This is a genomic window from Acetoanaerobium sticklandii (genome assembly GCF_000196455.1).
Classification (GTDB): Bacteria; Bacillota; Clostridia; order Peptostreptococcales; family Filifactoraceae; genus Acetoanaerobium; species Acetoanaerobium sticklandii.
The window spans coordinates 2472213-2488553 of the sequence record NC_014614.1 but is presented as its reverse complement, the minus strand read 5'-3'; the positions used below and the strand labels follow the sequence as shown (position 1 = coordinate 2488553).

The window sequence follows — 16341 nt, the reverse complement described above, 5'->3', positions numbered from 1 at the left end:
TTAGAGAATAATTTATTGATGAAAAGGAGAATATAGAAATGGGATTTTCGCCAGATATTGGAATAGATTTAGGTACCGCGTCAGTACTAGTATATGTAAAAGGCAAGGGGATAGTACTTCAGGAGCCATCAGTTGTAGCTATAGACACTAGCACTAATAAGGTGCTTGCTGTCGGTGAAGAAGCTCAAAGGATGCTAGGTCGTACACCTGGAAATATAGTTGCAATTCGTCCATTAAAAGACGGAGTTATTTCTGATTACGATGTTACAGAAAAAATGCTAAAGCATTTCATAGAGAAAGTTACTGGAGGAGTAGGTCTATTTAGATTCTTCAAGCCTCAGATTATAGTTTGTGTACCATCAGGAGTAACGGAAGTTGAAAAAAGAGCAGTAATAGATGCTACTATGGAAGCAGGAGCTAGAGACGTATTCTTAATTGAAGAGCCGATAGCAGCAGCTATAGGAGCTGGAATAGAGATTTCTCAGCCAAACGGAAGTATGGTAGTAGATATCGGGGGAGGAACCTCTGATGTTGCAGTTATATCTCTTGGAGGTATAGTTGTAAGCACCTCAATAAAAATCGCTGGAGATAAGTTCGATGAGGCGATAGTGAAGTACATGAGAAAGAAACACAGCATATTAATCGGAGAGCGTACAGCTGAAGAAATCAAAATCAACATCGGTTCAGCTTTCCCAAGAGATACGGAAGTAACTATGGATGTAAGAGGAAGAAACCTAGTTTCAGGACTTCCAGAAACAATCAAGGTATCTTCAGAAGAAACATTAGAAGCGCTTAGAGAAAGTGTAGCACAAATAGCTGATGCAGTTCACTATGTGCTTGAAAAAACACCACCGGAGCTATCAGCAGATATCAGTGACAAAGGAATCCTTATGACTGGTGGAGGGTCTCTTCTTTGGGGACTAGATAAGCTTATTGCTAAAAGAACGGGTATAAGTGTATATATAGCAGACGATGCTATTTCTTGTGTTGCAAAAGGAACGGGAGAAGCACTTAATTCTATAAAGGTATTACAGCGCTCAACTAAAAAAAGGTACTAAAGAACTATAGGTAAATTCTATAGAAATGTCGATAAAGGTTACAGGGCTATATCCTGTAATGCATTAATCTGAATTAAATTAGATGATGTACATAAGGAGTCTATTAGCCTAGCTAATAGACTTTTTGTAAACTTGGAGGGAATTATGTTTAGAGGTATTTATACAGCTACAAATGGCATGAGAACGGACTCAAAAAGAATAGATGTAATCACGAGCAACATCGCAAACTCTCAAACTACTGCATTTAAAAAAGATGTTCTAGTTACAGAGTCTTTTCCAGAACAGCTCATGGTAAAGCTAAATGGAGTAGAAAATAATCTGAGACCTACTAGGCAACTTGTAAACGTAGATCCACCAGCAGATTTTCAAACAAATGACTCGATTGTGTCCATAGAAATAACCTCGGGATATTTTAGAATGGAAGATAGACATGGCATAGGATATCATAAATCTGCTAAAATAACTAGAGATGAGGAAGGATACCTTAGAACAGCTTTGAGAGATTCAGACAGCAATACTCATGCGAAGTTTGGAGCCTACCTTTTAGATGTAAATGGCAATCCGATTTCAGCGCCAGACGGTGCGATTACCCTACTTCCAAACGGCATACTGCAAGCAGGCGGACAAGACGTAGCTAGAGTTATAACAGCTGTAAATGCTCAGGTCATAGGAACGATGAATGGTGGAGCACTAGCTGACAGGTCTATGATTAACTTTAATCAAGGTAATTTAGACCCTACAGAAAATCCTCTTCACGTAGCAATAGAGGGTAAAGGATTTTTCAAAATATTAGATATGCAGGATAATCAAATAAAATATAGCAGAAATGGTGGTTTTTCTATTAATCCAGAAGGAATTTTAGTGGATTATAGTGGAAATGTAGTGCTTTCTGCCAGCGACAATGAAATTTCAGTTCCTGAGGGAGCTTCAAAAATAGACATAGATAAATTTGGAAACATAGTGGCAACCGTAGATGGCGAGCCAGAGGAAATTGATACACTTGGAGTAGTAAACATAGCAAACACGGAGAGCATGATAAAGCAGGGAGAAAGCTACCTTACAATGGCAGATGGCATCGAAGCGGATGAAGCTGAGTTTGATGGACAGGTGCTCCAAGGATATTTAGAAGGCTCAAACGTAGATATAATATCAGAAATGGCTGAAATGATAAATTTGCTTAGAGGCTACGAAAGCGGTCAAAAAGTTATAAGATCATATGATGACATAATGTCAAAAGCTGCAAATGAAATAGGCAAAATATAATATATATTGAGGATTAATGAAGATATAGGAGAAAAAATATTTATATAACTAAAATAAGTATATATATTTAAAAATAGAGAGGAAGATACATATGAGAGCACTTTGGACTGCGGCTAGTGGAATGAGAGCACAACAGCTAAATATGGATACAATATCAAACAACCTTGCAAACGTAAATACGACAGGATTCAAAAAACAAAAAACAGAATTTAAGGATTTACTTTATACATCGATGAAAAGCGTATCAAACGACCCTGAGCTAGGAGAACCTGTAAATCTTCAAATAGGTCACGGGGTAAGACCTGTTGCTACTTCTAGATTGTTCACAAATGGAAATCTAGAAAAAACTGAAAATCCTACAGATGTTGCTTTAGAAGGCCCAGGATTTTTTGTAGTTGAGAACCCAACTGGCAATCCAGAGCAGCTGTTTACTAGAGATGGAAACTTCAAGTTTTCTGTGGATGGAGATGTTATGACTCTAGTTACTTCTCAGGGCTATACCGTACTATCTACAGACGATGATGTAATAGAAGTGGAATCTACTATGAGAAACTTCTCTATATCTGAGGGAGGGATGGTTACGGCTCAGGATGAAGCAGGCGAGATAGTAGAGCTAGGAGAGATTCAAATAGTTCAGTTTATTAATCCAGAGGGACTTCAGGCTATGGGAAATAACTTCTTCTCTCTGACTGCAAACTCAGGCGAGCCAGTAATAGAAGAAGATGAAAGTAAAGACACTAAACTATACCAAGGATTTTTAGAAACATCTAACGTTCAGCTAGTTGACGAGATGGTGAGAATGATTATGGCTCAAAGAGCCTACGAAATAAACTCAAAATCCATTCAGACAGCAGACGATATGATGCAGACAGTAAACTCACTTAAAAGATAGGAGGTAGACTATGGACATTAAGCCTTTTATACCTACTAACATCCCAGTAAGTTACAAGGATGAACAGATGAGCGAGATGGAAAAGGAAAAGCTTAAAAAAGTTGCTGGAGAGATGGAAGCGGAATTTCTAAAAATCATGCTCAAGCAGATGAAAGCTACTATTCCTGAAAATGAAGACGAAGAAAAAGCTCCAGGCAAGGATATCATGACGGATTTTATGCTAGAGAGATATGCGGAAGATGTGTCAAAGAATCAATCTATGGGTATAGCCAAGATGATATATGAGCAATACACTAAGGCCTACAAGAAATAAGAAGGATTATTAAGAATTATTAAGAAATAAGAAGAATTATTAAGAAAAATAAAAAAAGAAATATAAAGAAAATTATAACAACTAAAAAAACCATTTAGATTTGTCTTTTTTATGAGATAATAATCTAAATGGTTTTGTTTTATGTATACAAGTTTTGAAATTAAAAACAGGCTTATTTTCATGGTAGTAAAGATAATTGTGATTTTGTTCCTAATTTATAAAAAGTGACGGTGATAAAAATGGACTTTTGGACGATTTTTTCTCAAGTATTAGTGCTGTTTCTGCTGATATTAGTTGGATATATAGCAGGAAAACAGCAGATGATAACAAAGCATGGAGCTAAAGAAATTAGTACTCTAGTTTTATATATTACGCTTCCAGCTCTTATAATAAGAGCTATGCAGTTTGATTTTTCTATAGAGCTACTAGGTCAGAGCTTAAAGATGATAGGAATGGCTATAGCTGTTTATGCAGGTACGATTTCGCTTTCATATCTATTTGCCAAGCTACTTAGAGCAAAGGGTAAGGAAAAGGACGTATTTCAGACAGCTATGATATTTCCAAACGTAGGCTTTATGGGATACCCTATAACTCAGGGACTTTACGGAACTCAAGGAATATTCTATACTTCATTATTTAATATGCCGTTTGACCTTTTGATGTGGACAGTTGGAGTTCATATGCTCAGCAGATCCTCTGATAGCTCAGCATCTAAGAAAAAAGGTCTTGCAGCCTTGCTTAATCCAGGGACAATAGCAGTAGCTATAGGGTTTACTTTGTTTATACTTTCAATTAAACTTCCACCGATACTAGATAGTACGCTACTATATTTAGCCTCAGCAACCACTCCTCTTGCCATGCTGGCAGTTGGAAGCACACTAGCTAGAACTAGAGTAGATGCAATTTTTGCAAACAAAAAACTGCTACTCACAGCAGTTATAAAAGTTGCAGTAATTCCAGCGATAATGATTGTTCTTTTTACGATATTAAAGCTAGATGGTTATTTTTTAAAGATTCCTATAATAATAACTGCTATGCCAGTAGCTGCAAATGTAGCAATATTTGCTACTCGCTATGAAAGCGACGAGCTTCTAGCATCTCAGCTTATATTTTTAACAACCTTAATGTCTCTAGTTACTATACCTCTCATAGCTCTGTTTTTAGGCTAGAGCATTATAGCGTGTGAGAGCATCATCATGATAAAGCCTGCTGTCATGTTTCCAAAAAATATGGCAGGAAGAGCATACTTCATACGAATATTTAAAATGGAAGCAAGTGCTGAGCCTGTGTAGGCTCCAGTAGAAGGCAGTGGAATAGCGACGAATACATAAATTCCGAGTATATTCGCTGCCTTTAGTTTTTTTGATTTTTTGTAGATATGGTTATTCAAAAAATCAGTAAACCATTTAAAAATGTTCTTCTCTTCCATAAATTCTAAAATTTTTCTGAAAAACAGAATGAGAAAAGGAGCAGGAAGTGTAGAGCCTGCAACAGAAATCCAGTAAGCTTCCCAAGGACTCATTCCAAGCCCTATTCCTAGTGGAATAGCTCCCCTGAGCTCGATTAGAGGTACTGCTGCGAGCAAAAAAACGTAGACCTCGTGACTGAGGTTTACAAAAAAATCATTCATATATATTATCCTCCGATATACTCTAGTAGGTTTAGAGCAAGTTTTTAATATCACTATATAACAACATCTGTATTATATCATAGGAAGGCTAACTGAAACAGAACTGTAATCACTATGTAATTGTATCTTTTTTGCTTTTGACTTAAGATATAGTGCGAGAAGGTATAACTAAAACCATTAACAGATTTTTTGACATCAAAGTATGTCTTTTGTATGTAAGAAGGAGATGTAAGGCATGAAAAAACAATTTGCGGCTCTTATGCTAGCGATGCTAATTGGATTAGCTCCAGCAGTATCCTTTGCAAATGTAATAGATGAATCAAGGTATCAGATTCCCTTAAGTCAAGGGGTAAATCTAAAAAAGGTATCTAGCTTTTACGAGTGGGGAGTCCAAAACGTAAATATACTTGAAGTAGATTTAAACAATCCATCTGTAAAGCTAGATGTTTTATTTAATAAAAGTGGTTTTATAAACAGAACAACACTTAGCAATATGGTAAATCAGGAGCAAGGCGTAGTTGCGGCAGTGAATGGTGATTTTTTCTCAATGTCTACCCCAGCATTTTCCATAGGGCCTATAGTAAAAGATGGAAAGCAGCTTTCAAGTCCTCATTATGAGCTTAATAAATACGCTTCATTGCTAGTTGACTCTACAGGCAACGCACTTCTTGCTTACCTTTATTCAAATATTCAAGTAGAAAATAGCTCAAGAGGTATAAATGTAGATATATCAGCAATAAATAAACCGAGTAAAGACTATGGAAACATAGTAATATACACTAAAGAATACACTCCTAACAGCCCAGGCGCTAATAAAACTTATTTTGACCTTACAGAGATAGTAGTAGAAAACGACATCGTAAGAGAAGTAAGATGTGGACAGCCTAGTGTGGCAATTCCTGAAAATGGTTACGTGATACTAGCAGCTGGAGCAAATAGCTTTGTACTTCAAGGAGCTTTTACTCCAGAAGAAAAGGTCAAGCTAAAAACAGATATAAACTTAAATTACAACAATATAAAAACTGCAATAGGTGGAGGTACTATGCTTCTTAAAAATGGAGTAGAGACATCCATAACCCAGAGTGTGAGCGGAAAAAGTCAAAGAACAGCTCTAGGAATCACAGCGGACAAAAAAATGCTCATAGTCACTGTAGACGGAAGAAAATCTCCGTTTATAGGAATGGATGAAAAAGACATGCAAGCGTATATGAAAGCGCTAGGAGCAAAGGATGCCATGATGCTTGACGGAGGAGGCTCTACTCAGCTGATGGCAGACGGCAAAATTCAAAATACTATGGCATCTGCAGAAAGGTCACTCGTAAATGGGCTTACTATCAAAAATACAGCTCCAAAAGGTAGTATCTCTCAGATTGAAATTTCTGTGCTAAATGAAACTATTTTCCAAGGAGACAAGGTAGAGCTTGCTATAAGAGCCTTTGATGCTTCTAAAAATCCTATAGACATAACTACTCCTAGTTTTCAGGTTTCTGGAGAAGGAATATCAGGGAGCTTTGATGGCAGATATTTCACGCCGACTTCATCAGGAAGTGGAAATATAGTAGCTTCATATGGAGGAGTTACTGGAAAAATTCCAGTAGAAGTACTTAAGAAAAATGCACCTGATACTAAAATGGTTCAAACTCTTCCGGATTCAGGAACAGCAGCAGTATTTGGAAACATGTCAGGTGGAGAAAGCATAATTGATCAAGCATTTAAGGCAAAGCTCGCAAGCTCAGCCAGCTCAAACCAAGCTGTAATGACTCTAGGTGCTGGGGATAACGCATTTTTAGGAGCGGTGTCAGCGCCAAAGGAAGCCTTTAATGGGGCATATAAATATAAAACCGTTGGAAATACAACATTTATAAGCGTGGACAACAGAAATGGCGGAGTATACAAAGTAAAAGGTCAATGGGACTATTTAAAAGGACTAATGTCAAAAAGTGCTGGGAATGTAGTCATAGTGCTTCAAGGCAGTGACAAGTCCGCAGACAGTATAGACCAAAATGCATTTGACAAAATCATCCAAAAAGAAGCAAAGACTAAGAATGTATATGTCGTATATTCAGGTAAGAGTTTTTCCTCTAGAGTAGATGGAAATGTAAGCTATATCAGTGTGGTAGACTATGCATCTATGCCAAAAACCAATATATATCAAGATATAAAATACCTTCAGTTTGCTGAAGCAGATGGAAAATTGGTATATGGATTCAAGCCTGTGCTTACTCCATAAAACTGATACAAAAATAGTAAAAAATATTTTTCAAAAACATATTGACATATGGTTTTGGCTAATATAAAATAAAATCCGTTGCACAATAAATGAATAAATTCTTGAACCTTATCAAGAGAGGTGGAGGGACTGGCCCTGTGAAACCCGGCAACCAGCACAGCAATGTGAGATGGTGCCAATTCCTGCGAGATATATTCTTGGCAGATGAGGTAACTTTAGTAGTTATGCCTCTTCTGCGTATGTGTATGAAGAGGCTTTTTAATGCAAAAAAGTCTACATTATGTACGATGTGCCACCTTGGCATATACAAGTGATACGGTTTACAGCATTTAATGCTAGAGATGAGGAGGATTTATTAAATGAGAAGATTATTTACATCAGAATCTGTTACTGAGGGCCATCCAGATAAAATGTGTGACCAGATTTCAGATTCAATACTAGACGCCCTTTTAGTTCAAGACCCTAATTCACGTGTGGCGTGTGAGACAGCAGTTACTACAGGTCTTGTTATGGTAATTGGAGAAATAACTACTAACGCATACGTAGATATCCAAAAAGTAGTAAGACAGACAGTTAAAGAAATCGGATACGATAGAGCAAAATATGGATTTGACTTCGAAACGTGCGCAGTAATTAATGCTATAGACGAGCAAAGTGCAGACATAGCTATGGGTGTAGACGAAGCCCTAGAGCACAAAGAAGGGACTATGAAAGATGAAGTAGAAGCAGTAGGAGCTGGAGACCAAGGTATGATGTTTGGTTTTGCTTGCGACGAGACTCCAGAGTTTATGCCACTTCCTATTTCACTAGCTCATAAGCTAGCTAAAAGGCTTTCAGATGTAAGAAAAGACAAAACTCTTGATTACTTAAGACCAGATGGAAAAACTCAAGTAACAGTAGAGTATGAAGATGACAAACCAGTAAGAATAGACACTATAGTAATATCTACACAGCACAACCCAGAAGTAACTAGAGAGCAAATTGAAAAAGACTTAATCGAAAACGTAATTAAGCCAATAGTAGATAGCAAGTTACTTGATGAAAACACTAAGTACCTTATCAACCCTACAGGAAGATTCGTAATCGGAGGACCTCAAGGAGATTCTGGACTTACAGGAAGAAAAATCATCGTAGATACTTACGGTGGATACGCTAGACACGGTGGAGGAGCTTTCTCAGGTAAAGACTCTACAAAGGTAGACCGCTCTGCAGCATACGCAGCTAGATGGGTTGCGAAAAACGTAGTAGCAGCAGGACTTGCTAAGAAATGCGAGATTCAGTTAGCTTATGCAATCGGTGTAGCTGAACCGGTATCAGTACTAGTTGATACATTTGGAACAGGTGTTATCGCTGAGGAAAAGATTTCTGAAATCATTTCTAAAAACTTTGATCTTCGCCCAGGAGCTATAATTAGAGACCTAGGACTAAGAAGACCGATATTCAAGCAAACAGCAGCTTACGGACATTTTGGAAGAACAGATGTAAGCCTTCCTTGGGAAGAGCTAAACAAAGTAGACGACATTAAAAAAGACGCTGGATTATAAAAATATCATAAATAATAAATTCAGCAATTTAAACCATTATAAGTTGTTTATGGAGCTTAAAAGCTTATAAAAATAAAGGATTAGTACTCAGGGAAATCTGTATACTAATCCTTTTGTTATTTATATTTAAATTTTGCTTCTTCAAAATTTAAATACGATATAATTTTTAAATTCGATTAGTTGTATCTGTTGAAACATTGTTAAGATTATGAGCTTATAGTATATGTTATAATAAATCATATTCAAAATACATTTGGAGTGTATGCTTATGCCTATAGAATTAAAAGGAAAAATTTCAGATATAATATTTCAAAACGATGAAAATGGCTACACTATAGCAAACCTAATCAGCGATGAACTTGGAGAAGTTACAGTGGTGGGCTGTATGCCATCTGTCAGAGAGCTCGACAATATACAGGTCAGTGGAGAGTGGAAGACTCACGATATATATGGCAGACAGTTTAGTGTTATGAGCTTCACTCATATGGCTATAGATTCGCTAGATGGAATCATAGCCTACCTAGCATCTGGAACGATAGAAGGCATAGGTCTTAAAATGGCACATAAAATCACAGATAAATTCGGGATAAAAGCTATAGAAATCCTAGAAACTAATCCTAATAGATATTTAGAAATAGAAGGCATAGGCAGAAAAAAGCTCGATAAAATGATAAGCTCTCATATGGAAGGAAGACAGCTAAAATCCATAATAACAGCATTTTCGCCATATGGAATAAGCCCAGCCTACTGCATGAAAATCTATAAAAAATATGCAGATAAATCCATAGATATGGTCATGAACAATCCCTACGGTCTATGTAAGGATGTAAAAGGGATAGGGTTTAAAAAAGCTGATGAAATAGCAAAAAAATTAAATGCTGGACTTGATTCTTTAGAAAGAATAGAAGAAGGCATTAAATACCTGCTTCAAGAAGCTGCATATAGTGGACATACATATATGCTAATGCCTCAGCTAGTATCAAAAGCCAAGGAACTGCTATCAATAGATGAAGAAGAAATTCTATCTTGCTTGAATCAGATGGCTATAAATGGAGGCATAACCATAGAAGAAGTAGATATAGAGCAAAGAATCTATTTGGATTCCTATAACCTAGCAGAGACAAGAGCAGCTAGCAACCTAATAAAGCTGGCATATATGAACGAGCTTGAAAATCAAGAAAAAACCATAGAGCAATTAGAGCTAGAAGAAGATATAGAGCTGTCAGAGCTACAAAAAAAAGCTGTGACTATGGCACTTGAAAACAAAATGATGATATTAACTGGTGGCCCAGGAACTGGAAAAACGACTACTCTTAGCTTTATAATCAAAAGCTTTGAACAGATGAAGAGAAAAATTATCCTCTGCGCACCGACAGGAAGAGCAGCGAAGCGTATGTCGCAGGCAACCTTGAGACCAGCCTCTACGATTCATAGACTACTAGAGGCAGTATATAGTGAAGAAGCAGATGGTCTTATATTTCAAAAAGACGAAGACGACCCTATAGCCGCTGATGTAATAATAGTAGATGAGGTTTCTATGATGGACGTGATGCTCCTAGATAGCTTGCTTCTTGCCGTATCAGAGAACACGGCGGTTATATTTGTAGGAGACAAAGACCAGCTTCCATCAGTAGGAGCTGGAAGAGTCCTACAGGATATGCTAGAGAGCAATACCATACCTAGTATAGAGCTTACAGAAGTATTTAGACAGGCAAAGCAAAGCATGATAATAGTCAATGCCCACAAAATAAATAAAGGTGAGCTTCCGATCACAGACCAAAAAAATACAGACTTCTTTTTTATGGCAAAGAAAACTCCGTCTCAGATAGCAGAGCTAATAGTAGAGCTAGTTTCAGATAGACTGCCAAAGTACTATAAACTATCATCAAATAATATTCAGGTACTGTCACCTATGAGAAAATCAGAAGCTGGAGTACTTAATCTAAACCTCTTACTACAAGAAGCACTCAATCCAGCAAGACAAGGCAAAAGAGAGCATAAAGCGGGAAATAGAACTTTTAGAACGGGCGATAGGGTAATGCACATAAAAAATAACTATGAAAAAACCTGGGAAAACTTAGAAGAAAATATTTCTGGAGAAGGAATATTTAACGGCGATTTAGGATATATAGACTTCATAGAGCCTAGTGAAAAAAAACTCTATATTCAGTTTGACGATGGTAAAAGAGCGGAATATGACTTTACAGAGCTAGATCAGATAGAGCATGCATTTGCTACTACTGTTCATAAAAGCCAAGGCTCTGAGTTTGATTGCGTAGTCATGCCAGTATCAGCTTTTCCTCCTATGCTCATGAGCAGAAAGATTCTCTACACAGCACTTACAAGAGCAAAAAAACTAGCAATACTAGTAGGTGACGCAAAATACCTAAAGGCTATGATATCCAATGTCTACGAGGAAAAGAGAAATACCGCCCTATCTGATAAGTTAAAACTTTACAAAGAAACTGGTATGCTACTGGAGGAGAATAATGGAGCTACTGTACCCTTCTAATATTAAATGCATCGGGTGTAACAGCATAATCCCAAAGACAAACATATACTCGCTTTGCAGAGCGTGTTTTTATAAAATAGATTTTTTAGATATAAACTGTATGTCGTGTGGAGCTGCATGTGATGAGGATTTTTGTGAAGCATGCGCAGAAGAGACGAAGCTGAAGTCACCTATAGATAGAACCTATGCATGTACAGTATATGATGGTGTAATGGAGACAATGATTCACGGTTTTAAATACAGCAGTAAAACCTATCTAGCTAATGAATTCTCAGATATTCTTAAGGACAAATATAAATCTCTAAAGCTAGAGATGGACTACATAACTACTATACCATCCACCAAGAAAAGAATTCAAAAAAGAGGCTATAATCATACAGAGCTTCTTGCTAGTCAGCTTTCAAAAAAACTACATCTACCATACATCAAGCCTCTTATAAAAATAAAAGAAACAAAGCCCCTAGCAAGCTTAAATCCACTTGAGAGATTTCTGGAAATAAATGGAGCTTTTCAAATCGATGAGAAAACGTTAAACTTAGACTATAAAAGTATTTTATTAATTGACGATATCTTAACTACAGGAACTACAGCAGTGGAAGTAGCAAGAGCTCTAAAAGAGACTTATCCTGAGTGCAAGATTTACCTTTTGGTATTAGCAACAGCTAAAAAATAGAAAAAATATATTTTGAATCTAGTGATTCTGATATTTAGAATCTGAATCAAATATAGTATTGAAATTAATAAAATAAAAATCGAAAACCTGAAAGGAAGATAAATATGGAACTTAAAAATTGTGAAAAATGTGGGAGAAAATTTGGAGCTATGTCATCAGAAACTCTATGTACTAAATGCTCAGCTGAAAATATTGAAAGTGATTTCAAAAAAGTAAGAGATTATTTATACGATAATCCAGGAGCAAGTGTCACAGAAGTCTCAGAAGAGACAGGAGTTGCGGAAAGAATAATTTTAAAGCTACTTAAAGATGAAAGAATAGAGATAATAGATGAAAATAATGGACTGCTGAACTGTGAAAGATGTGGAGTTAGTATAAAATCTGGTAAAATTTGTGATGGATGTAAAAACGAACTTGCGAAAGATTTGATGGGAGCGGCAAAAAATCTGAAACCAGAAGATAAAGCTCCGGAGAAAAAGGAAACAAAAAATAAGGGAGCAAACTTCCATATAAAACAAAGACATTAAAATAACTATACTGAAATTGTAAAGAAACTTTAACTTAAACTCCTATTAAGACTTTGTTAATTCTTACGATATATATATTGTGAAGTCATACAAATTAAAAACAAGGAGGGCTGACAATGAAGATATACAGCAGCACAGTCGTGCAAAACGTATACCAGGCATATGGTAAAAACAAAGTAGGTAAGACCCAAAAGTCTGGGGAAGTTGGCAGTCCCGGATTTGATATACAAATATCCAATCAAGGGAAAGACTACCAGCTAGCCATTGAAAAACTAAAGCAAATTCCAGATGTGAGAGCAGATAAAGTATCTGCTATAAAGCAAAGCATTGAAAATGGAACCTACACTATAGATAAAACAAAGCTTGCAAAATCTATCTACAGTGCTATAAGTACAAGTGAAATAGGATAATGATAATATGACTACCTATCAAGAAATACTTGAGACATTACAGTTACAGCTACAGCTTAATATTGAACTATTGGATTTGGCGAAAGAAAAAACCCAAATACTTAAAGACAACGAAACATCTAGACTTATGGCTCTTTCTCAGCAAGAGGAAAGACTTGTGAGAGCTGTAATAGATGCTGAAAAAAAGCGAGGAAAGCTCGTTGCAAAGCTGAATTGGGGAAAAGATAGACTTGAAAATCTAGTAGAAATGTCTTTAAAAGATGCGCCAGAGTTAGCTAGAGAAATTCAGATGACGGGGGAGCAGCTAAAAACAGTATTAGAAGAGCTAGAACTTATCAATAATTTAAATGATAAAATCATAGGATTTGTACTAGATCAAATAGAATTCACTAAAAATGTTTTGCTATCAGATGATTCTCCTACTACGTATAAAAAAAGTAAAGGGAATTATGCTGCTGAAGCTCAAAGATTAGACAAAAAATTATTTGAGGATAAATTTTAATTTAGGAAGGATTCCTAAAATGCTTTTGATTTTCCATGACGGAGAGAAATCTCCGTTTTTTTATTGGAAAAATCCAAGGAAATATAAACAATCAATAAAATACATAATCGGTATAATGAATCGGAGCATATAAACCAAAAACAATTTATAGAGAAATATACCTATAAAATATTTATATGATGAAACCGATACATATATTGTATTTAGGAAATCTAAGCGAATAAGGCTTAAAATATATGAGGTGAGATAATGAGATCTACATTTGCAGGACTTAGTATAGCGAGCTCGGGACTTTTTGCAGCGCAAAGGGCTCTAGATATAACAGGACATAATATATCAAATACCAACACTAGAGGATATACGCGCCAAAGACTTAACCAGTCTGCTCAAGATCCAATGAACATTCAAGGTGGCCAAGGCCAGCTAGGGTTAGGAGTAAAAATGCAATTCATCTCTCAAGTAAGAGATGAGATGCTTGACATTAAATATAGACAAGAAGTTAACACATTAGGGGAATGGGAAGAAAAATATAACTCTCTTACTCAAGTAGAGTCAATATTTAATGAACCTAGCGAAACTGGAATAAGGAAAGTTGTAGATGGCTTTTTTGAAGGAATAAATTCCCTTACAAAGGATCCGTCAAATCCTACAAATAGATCTGTGTTCTTACAAAAAGCAATTGGATTAGCTCAAAATTTTAATGATATGTATTCTAGATTTGAGAAAATGGTTGTAGATTCAAACGAAGAAGTTGAGGCTTCTGTACGAGCTATCAACTCGATGGCAACTCAAATTGCAAAGCTAAATAGACAAATACTTGAATCAGAACTAGACGGAAGTAGAGCTAATGACTTAAGAGATGCTAGAAATTTACTTGTTGATGACTTATCAAAATTAGTAGATTTAGAAGTGAAAAATGTTCCTATAAATAACGGGAAATCATCTACACTTACAATATTGATTCAAGGAACACCACTAGTTAATCATGTAGATACTAATGTGCTAGAACTAGAAACTGGGATGGACCATCCTATGTTTACAGATGGACAAGATATTCAGCCTGTATCCTCTAGGAAAGACTTAGAAAATATAAAAGTAAGCAATATAAAATGGGCATCAGGATCAACACTAGTTCAAGAAAAACTTGGTGGTGCAATAGGTGGACAACTACAACAAAGAGATGGATATAAAGACGAAACTAAAGGGGCACCGTATTACGTTAGATTTTTAAGCGAATTTGCCAATACCTTTGCTCAGGCTTTAAATGATATTCATGACGATGGATATTCTTTAAATGGAGCAGCAGCTTCAGGACTACCTCTTTTTACAACTAAAAATGGTTCAACTAATTTTATAAGTGCATCAGAACTTAAAGTTAACCAAGCTTTGCTTGATGACCCAACGAAGCTCTCGCTTGGATTAGGAGACGGTGCACCTGACAATAATAAAAATGCTATTGCTATGCTTAATTTAAGAAGCAAAAAAGATTTTGAGATTAGGCTTACTTATGACACTTCAGGAGCTCAAATCGTTTTAGGAGAGGGAACGCCAGAAGACGTACTTAAAACTATGATAGCCTCATTAGGAGTTGATGCTCAAGAAGCTAAGCGTATGTTTAATAATCAGCAATACTTAACTGAAGAAGTGGATTCATTCAGATTGTCAGTTTCTGGAGTAAGCCAAGATGAAGAAATGTCAAATATGATTAAATTTCAGCATGCGTATAATGCAGCTGCGCGTATGATAACGACAGTAGATGAAATGATAGATGTAATAATAAATAGAATGGGTAGAGTAGGCCTATAACCTAATAAATAAGAGGTGAAATATGAGAATAACAAACTCGATGATGATTATGAGAACTATGCGAGATCAAAATACTAACCTAAGCAAAATGAGTAAGTGGAATCATGATTTGTCATCATTAACAAACCTTCACAGACCATCAGATGACCCTATAAGAGTAGCTAGAACACTTAGATTAGAATCCGATATAAACATGAGCCTTGAATATAAAGAAAATATCCAAGCGGCAAAGTCATGGCTTGAAAAAACTGAAACCGCTATGAATGAAATAACTTCCGTGTATCAGAGAATTAGAGAACTTGGAGTTCAAGGTGCAAATGGAATATTAAAAGAGGAAGACACTCAAAAAGTGGCTCAAGAGATAAAAGAGTTAAAAAATCACTTAATTCAAGTTGGTAATGATACCTATATGGGAAGACAAATTTTTACAGGATTTAAAACGGACATTAAATTATTAGATTCCTCTGGGAACTACAATACTGCAGACGGCTTAGTTCTAGCAACGCTTCCTTCTGAATTAATTGAATATAAAGTAGGGGATTCACAGCAGATTAGTGTTAATATTACTGGCGACAGGATTTACGGACCGCTTGTAGGAGGAAAACCTAAACTTTTTGATGATATTGATAAATTACTTACGGCATTAGGCACTGCAAATCATGAGGATGCATCTGCATCACTTGCAGATATGGATAATCAGCTTAAGACACTTCTTCAAGTTAGAGGAGAAGTAGGAGCTAAAGTTAATATGATAGACATAATGAGCGAAAGAATGACAGATGTAAGCATAAACCTTAAGGAATTACTTTCAAAGACTAAGGATACAGATGTAGCAGAAACTCAGATTCAATTAATTACAGCTGAAGCCGTTTATAAAGCGTCTTTGTCAGTTACAGCTAGAATCATTCAGCCTACACTTGTAGATTTCTTAAGATAATAAATAACTAATCAGAGCTATATTTGCAAAAATGTAGCTCTTTT

15 protein-coding genes and 1 riboswitch are annotated in these 16341 nt (G+C 36.1%); of the genes, 14 read left to right on the top strand and 1 reads right to left on the bottom strand.

Going from position 1 to position 16341, the window contains the following annotated elements:
- The first annotated feature begins 38 nt into the window (after positions 1-38).
- The 5 genes from mreB (at position 39) to CLOST_RS11840 (ending at position 4695) form a co-directional block, all read left to right on the top strand.
- A complete protein-coding gene (gene mreB, locus CLOST_RS11860; RefSeq protein WP_013362571.1) occupies positions 39-1058 on the top strand; it encodes a rod shape-determining protein in 1020 nt (339 codons plus the stop codon).
- A 144-nt stretch (positions 1059-1202) separates the two neighbouring features.
- Positions 1203-2321 carry a flagellar hook-basal body protein gene (locus CLOST_RS11855; RefSeq protein ID WP_013362570.1) on the top strand — a complete coding sequence of 373 codons (1119 nt, stop codon included), beginning with the start codon at positions 1203-1205 and terminating at the stop codon, positions 2319-2321.
- Positions 2322-2412: 91 nt separating this feature from the next.
- Positions 2413-3213: a flagellar basal-body rod protein FlgG gene (gene flgG / locus CLOST_RS11850; protein WP_013362569.1), complete on the top strand. Its 801-nt coding sequence runs from the start codon at positions 2413-2415 to the stop codon at positions 3211-3213.
- Between the two features lie 10 nt (positions 3214-3223).
- Positions 3224-3526 carry a rod-binding protein gene (locus tag CLOST_RS11845; RefSeq protein WP_013362568.1) on the top strand — a complete coding sequence of 101 codons (303 nt, stop codon included), beginning with the start codon at positions 3224-3226 and terminating at the stop codon, positions 3524-3526.
- A gap of 239 nt (positions 3527-3765) precedes the next feature.
- Positions 3766-4695, top strand: coding sequence for an AEC family transporter (locus CLOST_RS11840; protein ID WP_013362567.1), 930 nt, complete (start codon positions 3766-3768; stop codon positions 4693-4695).
- Here the strand turns inward: CLOST_RS11840 and CLOST_RS11835 are convergent.
- A complete protein-coding gene (locus tag CLOST_RS11835) occupies positions 4692-5156 on the bottom strand; it encodes a COG2426 family protein (protein ID WP_013362566.1) in 465 nt (154 codons plus the stop codon). The genes CLOST_RS11840 and CLOST_RS11835 overlap by 4 nt on opposite strands.
- A gap of 235 nt (positions 5157-5391) precedes the next feature.
- Here CLOST_RS11835 and CLOST_RS11830 point away from each other — a divergent pair, with 235 nt between their 5' ends.
- The 9 genes from CLOST_RS11830 (at position 5392) to flgL (ending at position 16297) form a co-directional block, all read left to right on the top strand.
- On the top strand, positions 5392-7386 hold the full coding sequence (locus tag CLOST_RS11830; protein WP_013362565.1) for a phosphodiester glycosidase family protein: 1995 nt from the start codon (positions 5392-5394) through the stop codon (positions 7384-7386).
- A 105-nt stretch (positions 7387-7491) separates the two neighbouring features.
- Positions 7492-7597, top strand: a riboswitch (SAM riboswitch).
- Positions 7598-7745: 148 nt separating this feature from the next.
- Positions 7746-8930, top strand: a complete 1185-nt coding sequence (metK, locus tag CLOST_RS11825) for a methionine adenosyltransferase (RefSeq protein ID WP_013362564.1) — start codon at positions 7746-7748, stop codon at positions 8928-8930.
- A 268-nt stretch (positions 8931-9198) separates the two neighbouring features.
- Complete coding sequence (gene recD2 / locus CLOST_RS11820) at positions 9199-11442, top strand: SF1B family DNA helicase RecD2 (protein WP_013362563.1); 2244 nt, start codon at positions 9199-9201, stop codon at positions 11440-11442.
- On the top strand, positions 11420-12115 hold the full coding sequence (locus CLOST_RS11815) for a ComF family protein (RefSeq protein WP_041487214.1): 696 nt from the start codon (positions 11420-11422) through the stop codon (positions 12113-12115). The genes recD2 and CLOST_RS11815 overlap by 23 nt, the downstream gene beginning before the upstream one ends.
- Before the next feature lie 104 nt (positions 12116-12219).
- A complete protein-coding gene (locus CLOST_RS11810; RefSeq protein ID WP_013362561.1) occupies positions 12220-12642 on the top strand; it encodes a flagellar protein in 423 nt (140 codons plus the stop codon).
- Positions 12643-12758: 116 nt separating this feature from the next.
- Complete coding sequence (flgM, locus tag CLOST_RS11805; protein WP_013362560.1) at positions 12759-13052, top strand: flagellar biosynthesis anti-sigma factor FlgM; 294 nt, start codon at positions 12759-12761, stop codon at positions 13050-13052.
- 7 nt (positions 13053-13059) lie between these two features.
- Entirely contained in the window at positions 13060-13554 is a 495-nt protein-coding gene (gene flgN, locus CLOST_RS11800; RefSeq protein WP_013362559.1) for a flagellar export chaperone FlgN, read from the top strand.
- Positions 13555-13803: 249 nt separating this feature from the next.
- On the top strand, positions 13804-15360 hold the full coding sequence (flgK, locus tag CLOST_RS11795) for a flagellar hook-associated protein FlgK (RefSeq protein WP_013362557.1): 1557 nt from the start codon (positions 13804-13806) through the stop codon (positions 15358-15360).
- Positions 15361-15382: 22 nt separating this feature from the next.
- Positions 15383-16297 (top strand): flagellar hook-associated protein FlgL, encoded by a 915-nt coding sequence (gene flgL, locus CLOST_RS11790; RefSeq protein WP_013362556.1) that lies wholly within the window; start codon positions 15383-15385, stop codon positions 16295-16297.
- Positions 16298-16341 lie beyond the last annotated feature (44 nt).